We start from the raw sequence: 15,732 nt of genomic DNA, 5'->3' as shown, positions 1-15,732 counted from the left end.
ACTCATGCGTCGATGACGACGTCGGTGGCTGGAATGGCCTGACAGGCAAGACACATTTCCGCTTCGTCCGGTCCGTGCCCGCTCAGATGCGTGACCTCTCCCGCTACGACCCTGACCGCGCAACTCTCGCACTGCCCGACGCGGCAACCGCTCGGCATGGCGATCCCGAGGTTTTCCGCAAACGACAGCAGGCTTCCGTCGCTCGGTGTCCAGGTGGCCGTGCGATGCGATCGCGTGAACTGCACGGCGAATCGCTTTGACGGATCGGCCGCCGGCCGGGACGGAGACCGGAATGCTTCCTTGAAGATGTCGACAGGCGGCACGCCACGCTCGATCAGCCCGGACGTAATCGCCTGCATCATCGGCTCGGGGCCGCATAGATAGAACCTGGCGCGCCGCTGGATCAGATCGTCGCTGACCACGTCGGCCGTCAGGTAGCCACGCATCTGGAAATCGTGGCCCAGTGCCTCGTCATTGGGCTGGTTGTAGCAGTCGACCACTTCCAGCTTCGGCAAGCGCCGTTTCAATGTTTCGATGCGTTCCCGGAAGGCGTGAGTCCGGCTGTTCAGATTGGCATAGAAGAGTCGCGACTCCGGTGCCTGGTCGCCCAGATCCTGGATCGACTCCAGATAGGAGACGAACGGCGTGATCCCGATGCCGCCCGCGAACATCACGACCGGCTGCTTCAACGCGGGCGGCACGATGAACGTACCGGCGGGCGCGCCAAGCAGTACGGGGTCGCCGACCTTGAGAGCGCCGTGGATGTACGAGGACATCGTGCCTTCGAAAGCCACGCCGTCGCGAGTGTTGCCTTTTTGATGACGCACGGCGATGGAGTAGGTCAGGCGGTTGTCTTCGCGAGCCGCGCCGGTCAGGGAATAGGCTCGCGTGGTGCCGCCGTCGCCGAGCGCCGGAATATGCACGGTCACGTGCTGGCCGGGCAGGTAGTCCGGCAGCGCGCCGCCATCCGCGGCCCGGAACGTGACGGCTCGCACGCCGCTCGCTTCTAGCCGTACGGCGGACACGACGAATTCCCGCAGCCCCGGCCACGCCCGACGCGCCGGATCGATCGACGGGTCACGCCGGACGCGGCAACGCACGGAGCGCAGCGGCGACGAGCCGCTTACCGGATCGAGCACTGCCGCCGAGACGAGCTGGTTGAAATTGCTGTTGCTTTGACCGTCGGCTTCGAGCGAATCCATGCCGATCTCGTCGCAGGCCTGCCACCAGCCGTATTCGGCGACGATCACGTCCCGCGCGAGTTCCGCGACGAGACGCGCCTTGAAGCGCGCCGAGCCGTTCGTCGTTTCGATCAGGAACCAGTCACCGTCGACAATGCCGTGTTCCGCCGCCAGCGCGTCGTTGAGTTCAGCGACCGGATACGGTGCGCGGCGACGCAGGCTCGGGAGACCGCGGTGCTGGCTGTGGCAGTAGTAGCCGTTCTTCATCGAGGTCAACGTGCAAGGGAAACGGCGGCGATTGTTCGCGTCCCCGTCCTGGCCGTGTTGCGGCGGCACGTAGTGTGGAACGGGCGGGTAGCCGTGGCGATGCAGCTTCTCGGAATACAGCTCGACGCGCAGGGTCTCCGTGTTGAACCCGCGTGCGCCGTCGGGCGTCGGCGACGCATACTGCCGCTCGCGCTGGACCAATGGCCTGTCGACACCTTCCGGACGGGCGCGCAACGATGCGACGTCCAGTCCGAGCGGTTCGAGCACGTGATTCCATCCCGCTTCGACGCTCCCGCCGAAGAACGCGTCACCCATCCCGAGACGTACAGCGAGATCGAAGACGATGTCGTAGTCCGCGCGACTTTCTCCCCTCGGCGGCACCATGCGCTGCCTGAGCTGGATCAGTTCGACCGCACGCTCGTTGATCTCGAAGCCGAGCCGCAACCCTTCGCGCTCCCACGGCGTGTTCACGGGCAGCAGGATGTCCGCATAGCGCGACGACGGCGTTTCGAAGAGATCGCAGTGAACGTGGAAGTCGAGCGCGCAGAGCGCGTCGTGGGCGATGCCGCCATCCGCCTGGGACATCACCATGTTCGTGCCGAATGCGACCAGCGCACGGATCCGATAGGGTTCACCGTCGAGGATGGCCCGATAGACATCGCGCGCGGTCACCCAACCCTGCGAAGGTGGCCCGAGCGGCCGCTCGTCGAGGCCGAGCGCTTTCGCACGCTGCTGCGGATTCAGCATCGCGTAGCTGCTGACCACATTGGCCGGTTGCTTCTTCAGTTCCCGATTCGAGCCACGCGTGTCGAACGCGCCCGTCAACGCATACAGCGTCGCGATGGAGCGCTCCGTCTGCGTGGCGTTGGTGTGCATGCCAACCCCAGACCACGCGTGATACGCAATACGCTGGCGCGGCTTCAGCATCTCGGCGGCCTTGATGATGTCGTCTGCGCTGACGCCGGTAATCGCGCTCGCATGTTCTGGTGTGAAGTCGTCGAGCGCCCTCGCATAGAGGTCGAATGCCGGTGTGCACGCCACCTCGGTCCGGCGGCCGGTCGAATCATCGATCGCAACGTAACGCGTGCCCGACATCAACAGATCGAAAGGCGTGGTGCCGACCTCTTCGCCGACCAGTTCCAGCCGATCGAGCGCCTGGTTCCAGATTGCGTACCGGTTGTTCGATGCGTGCCTGTCGATGTCCCGTTCCCTCAAGAACCGGCCAGTATCGGCACGCACCAGCAGCGGGCCATTCGTCCATGTCCGGACGAAGGCATCGTCGACGTTGCCGATCGCAATCATCTGTCGCGCGATCGCCATCGCGAGCGCCCCGTCCGTTCCCGGGCGGACGCGCAGCCAGAGGTCCGCTTCGCGGGCGAGCGCTGTCGGCCGCGGGTCGACGACAATCAGCCGTGCCCCGTTGCGGCGACCCTTTGCGATCGCATCGGCCTGGGCCAGCCAGGTGTTGGCGGGATTGTTTCCCCACAGAATGATGAGCTCGGCGTTCTGGTAGTCCGCTGTCGGCATTGCGCAACCGAACGTAAAGACATGGGCGCTGTCCTTGTGCCAGTTGCAGATCTCGGTCGCGTAGCAGATATTCGGACTTCCATATAACCAGACGAATCGCTCGACCCAGTCGATGCTGTCGCTCATCGGTGTTCCGCTCGGCGTGGTCACGCCGAACGCAACCGACTCGGCGCCGTTCTCGCGCCTGAAATGCGCAAGGCGCTCCGCAATCTCGGACAGCGCTTCGTCCCAGCCGATGCGCTGCCAGCCGGGATCGGCCGAACCCTTGGGGCGCGTGCGCCGCATGGGATACAGCACGCGGTTCGGGCTATGCACCAGTTCAGGCGCGGCTTTACCTTTCATGCACATCGCATGGCCGGTCGGATGCGTGGGGTCGGGCTGTACCTTGATCATCATGTCGCCACGCACGACATTGATCGTGCCGCACCGCGACCGGCACAGCGTGCAAAACCCCTTTTTCTCCTGCGTATCCATTCGTTCGCATCGTCCGCTTCATGATTACGGCATGCTAGGAAGCCGAAATGATCATGACAAATTCATACTTTTGATAGCCTGATATATATTGGATCAATATCAGGCGGCCCGATCCGATGTACTGTCCGGTCTTCGAGGCAGTGCTGTTCTATCACTGCCCGGCCTTTCCAGGTTCATGCCCGTGAGCACATCCATCACGCTTCGCCAGATCGAATACTTCGTCTCCGTCGCCGACACCGGGAAGATTTCCCAGTCGGCCGACCTTTGCGCGGTGTCCCAGTCGTCCATGACGATCGCGTTGAAGAAACTCGAGGATGCGGTGGGCGTGACGCTGCTTCAGCGTCATTCGAAAGGGGTTCGGCTCACCCAGGCGGGAGAGCGATTTCTGCGCCATGTGCAACACGCGGCGGTGTCGGTCGAGCGCGCCGTTGCCGCGGCACAGGAAGATCCAGAACAGATCTCGGGACATGTCCGGATCGGCGTGACCGAAACCATCTCGGCTTACCTGATGCCGTCGCTGATTTCCGCCATTGCCCAACGTTTCGGCAACCTGAGTGTGAGCATCGTCGAACGCGAGCGGGAAGTCATTGAGGAGATGCTCGTCGACGATCGCCTCGATATCGCGCTCCTGCTGGTGTCGAACACGGCGGAAATCAAAACCCTGAAGTACGAGACGATTCTTCGCTTTACCCGCCGGTTGTGGACTTCCCCTGACCATCCTCTGCAAGAGGCGCAACGGGTCACACTCGAAGATGTTGCGCGCGAGAACTATCTGCTTCTGGACATGGACGAGCATCTGCGAACGGTCGGCAAGTACTGGGGAAGTTACGGCGTCGCACCGAATGTCTGGATGCAGAGCAAATCGATCGAAGCGGTAAGAAGTCTTGTCGCGCTCGGGCAGGGTGTCACGATCCTTTCGGATCTGGTCTATCGACCCTGGTCTCTGGAGGGAAACCGGATTAGTCGCCGCGATCTCAGCGTGACGGTGCCGACCATGGATGTCGGCGCAGTCTGGCGGAGGGGCGGTGCGATGTCGACGCCGTGTCGTGTCCTGCTCGATCTGTTTCGGTCGTGGAGAAAGACCGCGCAGTAGTCGCACCGTTAATCACGCCGCTTTGCCCTTCCGTCTTGTTGAAGGTGTTTGCGCACAGGTACTCGTCGTAACGCCTTCCACGCATGCTAAAGTCGCTTGCCAAAAAATGCTGCGCCGACCACTCTAGCGCCCGCAGCGAATTCGACCAGGGGTCGTATGAAGAAGAACTACAAACGTGGACTCGCCGCCGCCTTCCTGCTGATCGTCGCCGCATTGGCGATCTGGGCCATGGTGCGCTACCTGCATGGCGGCCACGCGGAAGAAGCGGACGTAGCCTCCGATCCCAACACGCCATTCACGGTGATCGACGCCGCCAACCGCGAGCTCGACGGACACCCGGCGTTGGCGCTGACATTTTCACAGCCGCTCGATGCGGGCACCGATTACGATAAGGTCGTACGCGTCTTCAAGATGCCGTCGAAAGGCAACGCCAAAACGACCGCGTCGACCGATAGCGAAGATAGCGACGACAGCGCCGCCAGTGCGCAAGGCGCATCGGCGGCGAGCGAAGTCAGCACGTCGGAGAAGCTGACCGATCTCGCGGGTGGCGTGGCCGTCTCCGGCGCATGGGTCGTCGGCGACAATCCGCGCTTACTCTACTTCCCGCACGTCGAGCCGCTGACGCACTACGTCGTGCAGATTCAGGACACGCTGACCGGCAAGGACGGTCGCAAGCTCGGCCGCGAAGTCCGCTATTCGATCAACACGCCCGCCGTCTCGCCCGCGTTTTATTTCGCGAGCCGCGGCATGGTGCTGCCGGCGAAGGAGAGCGGCGGCCTGCCGGTGGTCACCGTGAATGTGCCGGAAGTCGACGTGCAGTTCATGCGCGTGCGGCCGGACCAGTTGCCGCGCTTCATCGATGCGATGCTCGCGCGCAAGCAGCCGTCGCCCTCGTCGGGCGACGACGATGATTCCGGCGACAACAGCAATCAATCCCGCGACCCCGATCTGAACAGCGATCTGCACGGCGCGGTATCGCTCTGGTCGCTCGACGGCCTCCACAAGATGGCGGATAGCGTCTATCAAGGGCGCTTCCTGACCGAGCAGCAAACCGACCGGCGCAGCGTGACCTATCTGCCGGTCGAGACGATCAAGGCGCTGCAGGAACCCGGCATCTACGTCGCCGTGATGTCGCAGCCGGGGCGCTTCCGCTACGAATACCAGACCACCTACTACTACGTCAGCGACCTCGGGCTGCATCTGCGGCTTTTCGATCACGCGGCCGAAGCCTTCGTCAGCTCGCTGACCGACGGCAGTGCCGTATCGAACGTGGACATCACCTGGCTCGACCGACAGGGCAAGGTGCTCGGGCGCGGGCAGACCGACGGTGACGGACACGCGTCGTTCGCGAAGCAGCCCGACGGCGCCGCCCTCGTGCTGGCGCAGAAAGAAGGGCAGATGTCGGTGCTATCGGTGCACGAAGCGGCGCTCGATCTCGGCGAGTTCGACATCGCCGGGTCGGACTACAAGCTGGTGCGGCTCTTCGCGTGGAGTGGGCGCGACCTGTACCGGCCGGGCGAGACCTTCACGATGTCGGTGCTCGCGCGCGACGCCGACGGCCGGCCCGTACCGCCGCAGCCGTTGCAGGCGACGCTGCGGCGCGCCGACGGCAAGACGCAGTTCGTCTCGACCTGGCAACCGGTGGCCGGGCGTCCCGGCTACTACCAGCAGAAGATCACGCTGCCTGGGGACGCTCCTACCGGCGGCTGGGCGCTTGAGTTGCGCAACGACCCGGCCAGCAAGGCGCCGAATGCGACCGTGAAGTTCAAGGTCGAGGAATTCCTGCCGGAGCGCATGAAGCTCGACCTGGCAAGTCCGTCGGCGGTGCTCGCGCCGGGGCAGGCGTTCCACGTCGATGTGACGGGCATGTACCTGTACGGTGCGCCGGCGGCGGGCAATCGTCTGCTCGGCGTCGCGGAGTTCGAGCGCGATAAGAATCCGCTCAACGCACGCTATCCGGGTTTCGAGTTCGGCGACGCGAACGACGACGCGCTGCATGCGCGCCAGCAACTCGACGACCAGGCGCTCGACGACAACGGCAAGCTCTCTTTTGAAATTCCCGCCGATCCCGCGAAAGACGCGCATTCGCCGGTCACGGTACGGGCTACGCTGAGCCTGCTCGAATCGGGCGGCCGCCCGGTGGTACGCAATCTCGAACGCACCATCTGGCCGGCGCCGGTCCTGACCGCCGTTCGTCCGCTGTTCACCGGCGACTACGCACCGGAAAACTCCCCCACCGATTTCGAAGTGATCCGCGTCGATCAGACCGGTAATCCGAAAGCCGCCAAGGGCCTGCAGGTGCGGATGTTCCGCGAGAACCGCGACTACTACTGGCGCTTCGACGACCAGCGCGGCTGGAACTCCGGCTTCACGGATACCGACGAGCTGATGTACACGGGCGTGCTGGATATTCCGGCGGGCGGTCGCGGGCAATTGCACGTGCCGGTCAAATACGGCCGCTATCGCCTCGAACTGTTCGACGCGGCAACCGGCCTCACGCAGCGCTATCGCTTCTATGCGGGCTGGAACGCGCAGACCAATGAGCAGGCCGGCCAGCGTCCCGACCGCGTGACGCTGAAGCTCGATCGCGACGCGTACCGCAGCGGCGACACCGCGCATCTGACGATCACGCCACCGCACGCCGGTAGCGCGCTGATCACGGTCGACGGTGACCGCACGCTGTGGACGAAGCGCGTGAAGATCGACGGCGCGAGCAGCACGGTCGACATTCCGGTCGAGCCGGCCTGGCAGCGGCACGACCTGTATGTGAACGTGATGGTGCTGCGCCCCGGCAACGAAGGCGATCTGGTCACGCCGGCGCGCGCGCTCGGTCTGATTGCGCTGCCGCTCGAGCGCCAGGACCGCAGGCTCGACGTGTCGATCGACGCGCCGGCGAAGGTCAAGTCCGAGACCGTCGTGAAGATCAAGGTGAAGGTGCCGGCGGCGAAAGGACAGAGCGCGATGCTGACGCTGTCGGCCGTCGACGTGGGGATTCTCAACATCACGAAGTTCCCGGTTCCCGATCCGTTCCAGGGGTTCTTCGGCAAGCTGCAATACGGCGCGGACCTGCACGACATCTACGGTCGTCTGATCGAGAAGCTGGCGGGCAAGAAGGGCAAGCTGAAATGGGGCGGCGATACGACGCCGAAGTCGACCCAGGATCTGCCGAAGAAGGTGAAGCTCGTCGACCTGTTCACCGGCCCCATCACGCTCGATGCAAACGGCGAAGCCGACATCCCGCTGACGCTGCCCGACTTCAACGGCACGCTGCGGCTTGCCGCGGTCGTCGCAACCGCTGACCGCTTCGGTAGCCAGAGCCAGGAGATGGTCGTCGCCGCGCCGGTAATCGCCGAGCTGTCGACGCCGCGCTATCTGAACTTTGGCGATCACTCGACGCTCGCCCTCGACGTGCAGAACCTCACGGGCGGCGCCGGTACGTTCAGGATCGACGTGAAGGCGCAGGACGGTCTCACGGTGCAGAACGGCTCGCGCGACGTGACCTTGCGTCCGCAGCAGAAAGTGACGCTGCGCTATGACGTCGATGCCGGCGACCAGCAAGGCTTGCATGCCATCGACGTCGCGGTGCAGGGCGCGGGGGTGGCGTTGACGCGTCATTACGCGCTCGAAGTGGAAGCGCCGACCCCGTCGATACAACAGACGCTGCGCTACACGATCGACCCGGGCGCGACGCTCACGATCCGCGACCCGGCCATTGCGGGTCTGTATCCGGGCTCGCTGTCGGCGCATCTGTTCGTCTCGAACACGCCGCCCGTCGACGTGAAGGCGGCCGTCAAGTGGCTGCTCGAATATCCGTACGGCTGTGCCGAGCAGGCGACCAGCAGTGCCTATCCGTGGCTCTACGTCGACGAGGCGGCGGCGAAGCGCTACGGCCTCAAGGTCTACACCCGCGAGGAGCGCGCCCAGCGGATCGACTTCGCGCTCGGCAAGCTGGGCGGCTACCAGTCGGCGCACGGCGGTTTCAGCCTGTGGGGCAACACGCCCGACGACTTCTGGCTGTCCGCCTATGTGACGGGCTTCCTCCAGGACGCACGCGCGCAAGGTTTCGCGGTGCCCGACGCGCTCTACAGCAAGGCGACCGCTTATCTGCTGCGCGGTTTGCAGGAGGGCAGCGCGCAGATCACGCCATTGCCCACGCACGTGACCCCGGACACGCTGCGCCAGTTGATCGACGACGTGACGCGCAACAACCGCTCGTACGAAGCGCTTGTGCAGGCCGCGTACGTGCTCGCGCACGAACGCAAGGCGCCGCTCGCGACGCTGCGTCTGCTGTTCGATCAGCGCGTGTACGCCAACTCGGGGCTCTCGCTGGTCGAACTGGGCATCGCGCTGAACCTGATGGGCGACAACGCGCGCGGCCAGCAGGCCATTGCGCAAGGGCTCAAGGTCGAGCGCCGGAGCGGCTACTGGTGGTGGGACTACGGCAGCAATCTGCGCGACCAGGCGATGGAATTCGTGCTGCTCAGGCGCGACAACATCCAGGCGCCGCAGGCGGCGACGCTGCTCGGCCGCGTGCAGGGTGAGATGGCAGCGCGCGGTTCGTACTACTTCAGCACGCAGGAGCGTCTCGCGCTGTTCCGTCTGGGTCAGTCACTGGCCTCCGAGGAGCCGAAGCCGTGGCGCGCGACGATCGATAGCGCGAGCGGCACGCGCAGCGTCGACAGCGTGGCGACGCAGTTCGCCGACGTCAGCGCGACGGAGTTCGCGCAGGGGCTGACCGTGACGAATCCGTCGGATCAACACCTGTTCGTGGAACTGGCGTTGAGCGGTAGCCCCGTGCACACGCCGCAGCCCGCGAGCGGCGTGCCGCAGATCTCGCTGACCCGCGAGTATCGGAAGGCGGACGGCACGGCCCTCGGCAACGAGACGCTGAAAATCGGCGATACGGTGCTGGTCCATCTTCACGCGAGCGCGGCGAGCTATGTGACGGCGTCCGCCATCGTCGTCGACCGGATTCCGGCCGGCCTCGAAATCGAGAACGCGAACCTCGTGCAAGGCGAGAACGGCGATAGCCTCAAGGTGGACGGCATCAATGTCAACGAGGCGATGCAGAGCAACCGCATCCAGCACGTCGAGTTCCGCGACGATCGCTTCGTGGCGGCGGTGAAACTCGGCTGGGGCAGTCTCGATCTGTTCTACCGCGCGCGCGTCGTGACGCCCGGGCAGTACACGGTGCCGCCGCTTTTCGCGCAGGATATGTACCGGCCCGAGGTGTTCGGCGTGCTCGATCCGCAGACGAAGATGACGATTGTCGACAGCGCTGCGCCGGCGCCCGTTGCTGCCGCGAGTGCGACGCGCGCCGTGGCGGCGGAACCGGCCAGCGCGAGGGCGACTTCGTCCGCTGCTTCGACTGCGACGGTCAACTGAGGTAGCGGCAGTGTCGAGCGACGGGGACCGCGTGGTAGTGCCGGCACGTTCATGCTGGGCAGGTGGCCGGGCGCGCGCTTGTCGCGTGTTGGGCTGGGCTCGGGCGTCGCGCGCGGTGCGTGTGGCGCTTGCCGCGGCCGTCGGTGTCGGCGTGCTGGCTCTAGTCGCCGACCGTCTCTGTCCGCTGCCGACGCCGGGGCGCTCGGCACCGTTTTCGTTGATCGTCACGGCGCGCGACGGCACGCCGCTGCGCGCGTTTCCCGACAAGCTTTACATCTGGCGCAATCCGATCACGCTCGCCCAGGTTTCACCGCTCTATGTCGAGGCCGTGATCGGCTACGAAGACCGCGCGTTCTGGTGGCACCCGGGCGTCAACCCGTTTGCGCTCGTGCGCGCTGCCGCACAGTGGGCCTTGCACGGCCACATCGTGTCCGGCGGCTCGACGATCACGATGCAGGTCGCGCGCGTGATCGACCCGACGCCGCACACACTGACCGGCAAGCTGCGCCAGGTTCTGCGCGCTCTGCAACTCGAGGCCCATTTCTCGAAGCGCGAAATCCTCACGCTGTATCTGAACTATGCGCCGATGGGAGGCGTGCTCGAAGGCGTCGACGCGGCGAGCCGCGCCTATCTCGGCAAGCCGCCTTCGAATCTGAGCCATGCGGAGGCCGCGATGCTCGCGGTGCTGCCGCAGGCGCCGTCGCTGCTGCGCCCCGACCGTTTTCCCGAGCGTGCCCGGCACGCGCGCGACAAGGTGCTGCAGCGGATGACGGATCGTTGGCCGGCTGCCGTGATTGCCGATGCGCTGACCGAGCCTGTCTACGCGCAGACGATCCGTGAGCCGATGCTGGCGCCGTTGCTGGCCGAGCGCCTGAAGCGCGGCGCGCACGGCAAACTGCACGTGACGAGCACGATCGACGCCGATCTGCAAAGCACCGTTGAGGCGCTGCTGCTCGAGCGGGTGCGCACGTTGCCGCGCCATGCGTCGTGCGCGGCGCTCGTCATCGACAACGCGACGCTCGAGACTCGCGCCTATGCGGGTTCGGCCGACTTCGGCGATCTCGAACGCGCCAGCCACGTCGACATGGTGCGCGCGTGGCGTTCGCCGGGTTCGACGCTCAAGCCGTTTCTCTACGGCTTCGCGCTCGACGCCGGGATCATCGATTCGGAGTCGCTGCTGTCCGATGTGCCGCAATCGTTCGGCGGCTATCAGCCGGGCAACTTCGAGCAATCGTTCAGCGGCGCGGTGAGCGTCTCGGAAGCGCTGACACGCTCGTTGAACGTGCCGGCGGTGCAGGTGCTCGACCAGTACGGCCCAGATCGTTTCGTCGGCAAGCTGCGTCAGGGCGGTTTGACACTACGCTTTCCACGCGGCGCCACGCCGAATCTGGCGGTGATTCTCGGCGGCGCCGATACGACGCTCGAGAACCTGGTCGGCGCGTACGCTTCGCTCGCGCGCGGCGGCATGGCGGGCCAGCCGCGTCTCACGCCCGATGCGCCGCGCGACGAGCATCGGATGATGAGCGCGGGCGCGGCGTTTATCGTGCGCGATATTCTGGAGACGGGCGGCCCGTTGGGGCGCGCGATCGAAGAACGCGGGGCGCCGCACGGCATTGCGTGGAAGACCGGGACGAGCTTCGGCTTTCGCGACGCGTGGGCCGTCGGCGTGACGGATCGCTACACGGTCGGCGTGTGGATCGGACGGCCTGACGGCACGCCGAACCCCGGTTATTTCGGCGCCAACGCGGCGACGCCATTGATGATGAGCGTCTTCGCGGCGTTGCCCGACGCGGTCGCAACGCTGCATCGCGAACCGCCGCCGGATGTGACGCAGACGCAGATCTGCTGGCCGCTCGGCAATGCGGTCGACACGCAGCCCGATAACTTGTGTGCCGCGCAGCGTCGGGCATGGCTGCTCGGTGGCGTGGCGCCGCCGACGTTTCCCGATCCGGTGCGCGGCGGCGAACCGATTCTGCGTTACACCGTCGACGCCGTGAGCGGATTGCGGGCTACGTCGGACTGCACGAATCATCCGTTGCGGGAAGCCGAAAGTCCGTTATGGCCCGCGGTGCTCGAACCGTGGCTCGATGAGCGCAGCCGGCGTCTCGATCCACCACGCTGGGCGCCGGGGTGTGCACCGCAGACGGGTGGGGCGGGGCGTTTGGCGATTACCGGCGCGAGTGCCGGGGAAGTGATTCAGCGCGCATACGGCGCTGCGCCGCCACAGGTGCGTCTGGGTGTAAATGGTGCGCGCGGCACGGTCGGCTGGCTCGTGAACGGAATGCTGGTCGGTCGTGCTGCGGCGGGGCGTGGGTGGACCGTGCAGTTTCCGCAGCCGGGTGATTATGCGATTACGGCGTTCGACGAAAGCGGGCGTTACGATCGGGTGACGGTCGAGGTGAGATAGGAGGCTGCGGAACGATGGTTCGAGCGTTAAGACCTTGAGGTGAAGTCATTGTCATTTCGAAGCGTGTCGTCGAACCTCGTACATGCAACGCGGTGTTCAGAATGTGCGTCAAGCCGTAGCCGTTTTCACTTATCATGCGAACGAGATAATCATCCTGCCAGGAAGCCACGTTGAGCACCATCGCCCAACACATCCGAACGTTGATGCGCCGACACGGTATAGCGAGCGTCAATGAATTGTCGAAGCGCAGTGGCATCACACTGTCTGCGCTGCAGGCGCTCGTCAACGGCGCGTCAAACCCTCGCGCCTCGACGCTCAGGGTGCTGGGCAACTTTTTCGGTGTGAGCCCGGCTGACCTTGCATCGGACCTGGCCGGCACCGATACCGAACCTGTTCTGCTTCAGTCCACAGCGCATGTGCTGCGATACCTGATGGATGACGTTTGCGTCAGTGAACGCGAACTCGCCAGACTAACCGGCGTATCGCAGAAGGCGATCAACAATATTTTGCTCGGACGCACGGCCACGCCTACGGACGCCACACTTGCGCTTGTCGCCGAATTCTTCTCTGTCACTACGGCGCAACTGCGGGCCGATCAACCGCTCGACAGGCAACGGCGCAAGGGTGAAACCAACGAGCGTTTGCTTCGGACCCATCGTGTGTCGACACGACACTGGCGGAATCGACGCTCTACGCAACCAGAGTGGAAAATTTCCGTGCGATGGCGCCCATTATTCGCTCCGATGATCTGTTGATTGTCGATTACGAGGCCGACTTCTCCGCAGGAGAGATGTTCCTGATTCAGGCCGCCGACAGCAGGATCATGGTGGGCAACTACATCAGGAAACAGCAACGGGAAACTCTGCACTTTGCCGATGCAAAGTTCGAATCCGTCCCGCTGTTGAAGGGCCATTATCGCAAGTTGGGGCAAGTGCGGGAGATTCGGCGTGGTGACTGAATGGGACGCGAATCAGTACAGGCTATTCGCATTGGAACGCAACTGGCCCAACGAAGAACTGATCGCGAAAATTCACGGCGAGCCGAGCCGAATCGCGGATCTGGGGTGCGGTTCAGGCGACTGTTCGACGCTTGCATTGCGCCGGCGCTATCCCCACGCCGACATCCATGCAATCGATTCGTCCGCGTCGCTGATCGACGAGGCCCGCCAGTTGCAACCGGCGGCCGACGTCGAATGGCGTACCGGCCTGATCGAAACATTCGAGGCCGACGAGGGAACCGATCTGCTTTACCTCGGCTCGTCTTTCCAGTGGATCGCCGATCACCCCCGTCAACTGGTGCGACTGGGCGCGATGTTGACGGCGGGAGGAACGCTTGCGATCCAGATGCCGAACATGTTCTGCACGCCTTTCTATACGGCAATCCTTGCGGTTGCCGGGACGGCTGAATGGAAGGGCAGGTTGCAGGGAAAGCTCAGGCAGGCTCCTGTGCTCGGTGCGGATGAATATGCGGCCATCATGGCATCGCTCGGCGTAACCTGTGAGATCTGGACTTCGACCTATGAGCTGACGTTCAGCGGCGTCGAAGGACTCGTCGAGTGGGCGAAGGGCGCGCGCCGCTTCGACCGGTCAGCAGCATGCTCGATCCCGCGTCGTTCGAGGTGTATTGCCAGAACTATTCGAGCCATCTGGCGCGCCACTACCAGAACGACGATGGCTCATGCACGCTGCCATTCGAACGGCTCTTCATGGTTGCGCGCCGCTGAGCGGCACGACCAGGCGGCAGAATGCGCCAGCGTTGGCGCTATGCCAGGCCGCCGCACCGTCGGCCCGGTGCGGCGTGCGCTAACGCGCGAGCTCACTTCACCGCGAGAGAGAACGGGTTGAAGTTGGTGTAATAGTCGTACACATCGACCCCTTCGCGCTTCTTCAGCACGTGCGAGGCGACATACAGAAGCGGTGTCGCAACGACTTCCCACATGACCTTGATCGTGACCATCATGAACTGCAGCTTGATCAGATCGATCACCTGCAGGTTGTTGTGGAAAGCGATGAAGCTGCATACATACGAGTAGACGAATTCGGCGAACAGCGTCGACACGATCGTCCGCAGCCAGAGGTTCTTGCCGTTGAAGCGGATCTTCAGTTTCGCAAGAATGAATCCATTGATCGTGAAGGATGATCGAGAGTTGATTGATCGACTGTCTGTCGACGAGCCTATCGAATTTGCACGTTACGTTGCCGACTGTGAAAGGCGTCTGCATTCCCGCATGTCGATCCTGCGAGCTGCGCAGACGGTGTTGGAGAGCTGCGATGACCAGGCGGCGAGCGGACTGCACGAAATACTCGTCGCAGTTGATATGTCCGGTTCGTTGCCGGGCATCTCTACGTCGTGCCGACCGGCCGGCACCCAGGCCGACTCCCGCCTGTAGCGCGCCGCTTTTCACGGCGCCGCGTAAGCCCACGTCAAGCCCCCTCATTACCAGCACGGCTGTGGCTTCACTGATCGCCACCTACGTTCAAGTATCAATCCACCGACGCCCCAGTGATCCGCCTGCAGACTTTCACGATCATGTCTCGCAACCCGGTATGAATCGGGTCGTGTTCAAACCGGGGATGCCACATGATTGAAATGGCTAAAGCTGGTGTGACTATCGGCAGTTTGAAGGTCACAACGTCGCGCCGGGACTGGACTGTATGCTTTTCAGGAACATGAGCGATCCAGTCAGAACGCTGGGCGAGTTCAATACCCGAACTGAAGCTCGGGACAACAGCGATTACGTTCCGTGTCAGCCCCTGAACCCTCAACGCGTCATCGATCGGCCCATGAAATCGACCTTTACGGGACACGCTAATGTGCGGAAAGGCAAGGTAGGTGTCGAGTGTTATTTTGCGTCGTGCCAGTCGATGTCCCTTCCTGCAGACACCGACCATACGGTCATCGAACAGCTTTCTAATCAAGATTTCCGGACCGGTGTTGCCGACCACCCCGATTTCGAAATCGAGGTCGCCGCTGCGAAGATACTCAGGGGTTTTTTCGTGTTTTGGCGAAAAACGGATCTTCACAAGCGGCCAGACCTCGTGCGCTTCTGCAATGAGGTGCACGGCAAACGAGTCAATGAATCCATCGTTAGCACTTATATTGACGACTCTCTCCGTCGCGATCGCTTTTTGTTGCCTGCCAAGCAGCAATCCGACGTCGTGAAGGATCCGGTCCAGCGGGTCTTTCAGGTGCCGTGCTGTTTCCGTAACCACCATTCTCTTTCCTGCTCGAACCAGGACCTTATCGCCGAAAGCATCTTGGACGCGAGCAAGGCTTCGGCTCATCGCCGACGGACTCAGGTTAAGTTTGATCGCTGCACGCGACACGCTTTCCTCTTCAATCAGCGCTTTCAGCGCGAGTAGCAGGTTGAGATCCATATAGTTCGCTATGGCTCCTTC

At 63.7% G+C, this 15,732-nt stretch carries 10 protein-coding genes; 7 read left to right on the top strand and 3 right to left on the bottom strand.

From position 1 onward, the window contains the following. Positions 1–2 precede the first annotated feature (2 nt). A complete protein-coding gene (locus HWY05_RS00650) occupies positions 3–3,449 on the bottom strand; it encodes a molybdopterin-dependent oxidoreductase (RefSeq protein ID WP_176057073.1) in 3,447 nt (1,148 codons plus the stop codon). Between the two features lie 181 nt (positions 3,450–3,630). Between HWY05_RS00650 and HWY05_RS00645 the strand changes: the two genes are divergently transcribed. From HWY05_RS00645 to HWY05_RS00620, 6 genes are all read left to right on the top strand, one after another. After that, positions 3,631–4,542, top strand: a complete 912-nt coding sequence (locus tag HWY05_RS00645; protein WP_176057072.1) for a LysR family transcriptional regulator — start codon at positions 3,631–3,633, stop codon at positions 4,540–4,542. Positions 4,543–4,698: 156 nt separating this feature from the next. Then, positions 4,699–9,927: an alpha-2-macroglobulin gene (locus tag HWY05_RS00640; protein WP_176057071.1), complete on the top strand. Its 5,229-nt coding sequence runs from the start codon at positions 4,699–4,701 to the stop codon at positions 9,925–9,927. An 88-nt stretch (positions 9,928–10,015) separates the two neighbouring features. Beyond that, positions 10,016–12,334: a penicillin-binding protein 1C gene (pbpC, locus tag HWY05_RS00635; protein WP_244146518.1), complete on the top strand. Its 2,319-nt coding sequence runs from the start codon at positions 10,016–10,018 to the stop codon at positions 12,332–12,334. A gap of 170 nt (positions 12,335–12,504) precedes the next feature. Then, positions 12,505–13,089 carry a helix-turn-helix transcriptional regulator gene (locus HWY05_RS00630; RefSeq protein ID WP_081936159.1) on the top strand — a complete coding sequence of 195 codons (585 nt, stop codon included), beginning with the start codon at positions 12,505–12,507 and terminating at the stop codon, positions 13,087–13,089. After that, positions 13,056–13,292, top strand: a complete 237-nt coding sequence (locus HWY05_RS00625; protein WP_176057070.1) for a hypothetical protein — start codon at positions 13,056–13,058, stop codon at positions 13,290–13,292. Before HWY05_RS00630 ends, HWY05_RS00625 begins: the two co-directional genes overlap by 34 nt. Continuing rightward, positions 13,282–14,178, top strand: coding sequence for a methyltransferase domain-containing protein (locus tag HWY05_RS00620; RefSeq protein WP_176057069.1), 897 nt, complete (start codon positions 13,282–13,284; stop codon positions 14,176–14,178). Before HWY05_RS00625 ends, HWY05_RS00620 begins: the two co-directional genes overlap by 11 nt. Here HWY05_RS00620 and HWY05_RS00615 read toward each other — a convergent pair. After that, the gene (locus HWY05_RS00615) at positions 14,150–14,431 is read right to left on the bottom strand and encodes a VUT family protein (RefSeq protein ID WP_244146517.1); all 282 of its coding nucleotides are present in this window, start codon (positions 14,429–14,431) and stop codon (positions 14,150–14,152) included. The genes HWY05_RS00620 and HWY05_RS00615 overlap by 29 nt on opposite strands. A gap of 16 nt (positions 14,432–14,447) precedes the next feature. Here HWY05_RS00615 and HWY05_RS00610 point away from each other — a divergent pair, with 16 nt between their 5' ends. Continuing rightward, positions 14,448–14,723, top strand: a complete 276-nt coding sequence (locus HWY05_RS00610; RefSeq protein ID WP_176057068.1) for a hypothetical protein — start codon at positions 14,448–14,450, stop codon at positions 14,721–14,723. Between the two features lie 94 nt (positions 14,724–14,817). Here the strand turns inward: HWY05_RS00610 and HWY05_RS00605 are convergent, their stop codons facing one another. Then, positions 14,818–15,711, bottom strand: coding sequence for a LysR family transcriptional regulator (locus HWY05_RS00605; RefSeq protein ID WP_176057067.1), 894 nt, complete (start codon positions 15,709–15,711; stop codon positions 14,818–14,820). Positions 15,712–15,732 lie beyond the last annotated feature (21 nt).

This window comes from Paraburkholderia sp. BCC1876 (assembly GCF_902833695.1).
Classification (GTDB): domain Bacteria; phylum Pseudomonadota; class Gammaproteobacteria; order Burkholderiales; family Burkholderiaceae; genus Paraburkholderia.
Note: the sequence above shows the minus strand (reverse complement) of the source record. Positions and strands in the feature narration are given on the sequence as shown.